The organism is Bradyrhizobium sp. STM 3809, from assembly GCF_000239795.1.
In the GTDB taxonomy this organism is placed as follows: domain Bacteria; phylum Pseudomonadota; class Alphaproteobacteria; order Rhizobiales; family Xanthobacteraceae; genus Bradyrhizobium.
This window is the reverse complement of sequence record NZ_CAFJ01000339.1, coordinates 1-1914: the sequence shown is the minus strand read 5'-3', so window position 1 is coordinate 1914 and position 1914 is coordinate 1. Positions and strand designations below refer to the sequence as shown.

The 1914-nt window shown below is 67.2% G+C and carries 4 protein-coding genes; 2 read left to right on the top strand and 2 right to left on the bottom strand.

What is annotated here, in order from left to right:
* Positions 1-229 precede the first annotated feature (229 nt).
* Positions 230-544, top strand: coding sequence for a hypothetical protein (locus tag BRAS3809_RS18555; RefSeq protein ID WP_008963616.1), 315 nt, complete (start codon positions 230-232; stop codon positions 542-544).
* 124 nt (positions 545-668) lie between these two features.
* Here BRAS3809_RS18555 and BRAS3809_RS18550 read toward each other — a convergent pair whose 3' ends face one another.
* Complete coding sequence (locus BRAS3809_RS18550; RefSeq protein ID WP_008963615.1) at positions 669-1043, bottom strand: thiol-disulfide oxidoreductase DCC family protein; 375 nt, start codon at positions 1041-1043, stop codon at positions 669-671.
* Between the two features lie 216 nt (positions 1044-1259).
* On the opposite strand from BRAS3809_RS18550, the gene BRAS3809_RS18545 reads away from it, so the two are divergent.
* Complete coding sequence (locus BRAS3809_RS18545; RefSeq protein WP_008963614.1) at positions 1260-1496, top strand: hypothetical protein; 237 nt, start codon at positions 1260-1262, stop codon at positions 1494-1496.
* A 147-nt stretch (positions 1497-1643) separates the two neighbouring features.
* On the opposite strand, the gene BRAS3809_RS18540 is transcribed toward BRAS3809_RS18545, so the two are convergent.
* Positions 1644-1914: DUF817 family protein (locus BRAS3809_RS18540; protein WP_083839126.1), on the bottom strand; the 271-nt coding region annotated here is incomplete at its 5' end.

Sequence of the window (1914 nt, the reverse complement as noted above, 5' to 3'; positions counted from 1 at the left end):
AAAGGAGAGAGCGCGCAGGCGTGATCCGCCGTTGCGGATGACAGCTCTTCGGAGCTGCGGGGCTCAAGCCACGACCCTCCCCCTGCGCGCGACGCCCATGCCTCCTGTCCCGAAACGACGCACCCTGACGGCGGCTCAGCCATGCCGCTTCCGGGCGGCTCCGGCCTTGAGCGGCGCGTGATCGGTGCTACGATTCAGCTGTCGTTCACGATCCCGACGGAGATCGCCGATGCCGCCCCGCCCGCGCCGCCTGCTGCAGTCGCCCTTGTTCCGCCTGCTCGCGATCAATCTCGCGCTCGGGCTCGTCATGGCCGTGGTGCTGGTCGGCGGCCTCTTGGTGCTCGATCCCTGGGGCCTGCGCCATTTGATCTTCGCCGACCATTCGCCGGGCGTCGCCATCGGCCTGTTGCTCGGCTCGTTCTTCGTCACCTTCGGCTCGACCGCCATGGGCACCGCGATCATGGCGCTCGGCGGCAGCGACGATGAGGATGGCCCACGCGGCGGCACGCGGGCGCCCGCGCGGGTGAAGGTGCGCAGCCGATAGAGGCGAGCTGTCGCCGCGACGGCGGTGCGCTCCCCTCCCCCGCCGCAATCGCGCAGCGATTGTCGGCAGCGGAGAGGGGTCGACCGAGTTCGCGGCAAATGTGGTGCCTCGAGCAAGCTCGCGCTCACCAATGGCCCTTGCGCTTGTTCCAGGCGAACAGCACGTCCGCAAAGCGGTCGTAACCGAAGCGCGTCAGCGGACGCACCAGGCGGTTGCCAAGCAGCGTGGCGAGCCAGCCCTCGCCCGGCGTCAGCTTCCACAGCAACAGCGCCACGTCGGCGCCGGTGATCAGCTGGCCGTCCTCGTCGGTGGCGTGCAGGCGGCGGCGGACATCGTCGACGCCGGCGCCATAGGCGCCGAGCGCGTCCGGCTGTTCATTGATGTCCTTGAACGCGACCCGCCCCGACTTGACCAGCGCCAGCAGCTTGTTGCGCTGCCAGTCGATGCCGGCATCGCAGACCGGGCAGCGCGTATTGTACCAGATGGTGAGTTGCGGCATCGACATGGGCTGTATTCGGTGCGGATGGGGCATGCGCGATGAACGCACTTTCATCTGGCAAAATCGAGGAGTTTCGGATGCCCCAGGCCGGCCTGCGATCCGTCGGGACGACCTGCCGATTCCACGAAAACCATATGACGAAAATGTCAAATTCGGGCAGCGGATAAGCACTTTCTGGCATTGACCGGACGGGCCCCGCCGCCGTAAAGCGCCCCCATGGCGAAAAAACCCGGCTCCAATCCCAAAGGCGAATTCGCCTTCTTCAACGTGACCTATGAGGACGGCTCGCAGCGCTCCAACCGCCGCGTTCCGGCCGAGCTGCTCGGCGGCCTCGACGGCGACGAACCCGCGCGCGGCTTCATCATGGAGCAGGACCGCGACATCGCCGAGAAGTCCGGCCGTCCGCCGCTTCAGATCAAGTCGCTGGAACGCGTCGGGGCGAAGAAGAAGTAGCGAAGCCCCGCTGCCGTAGGGTGGGCAAAGCGCGTCAGCGCGTGCCCACCGTCAGCAGCCTGCCGTGCGGCACGGTGGGCACGGCGCGCGACACCGGCGCCAGCCTCGACACCGTGCCAGCGCCTTTGCCCACCCTACGGCAGCGCGCTACGCGGCTTGTTTCTCGCGCTTGGACAAGGGCGCGTTTTCCATAAAGTTCATCGCCCGCGGGCGGTTGATCAGGCTGACCAGCGTGTAGCTGATGATCAGCAGCAGGAACCACGAGCCGAGCTTGGCGGGCGATACCATCGCCCAGCCATGGGCCTGCGCCGGGTAGATCCAGGTGCGGGACAAGGTGCCGATGTTCTCCGACAGCCAGATGAACAGCGACACCAGGACAAGCCCAAGCAGCAGCGGCATCGACCGGTGCACGCGCCAG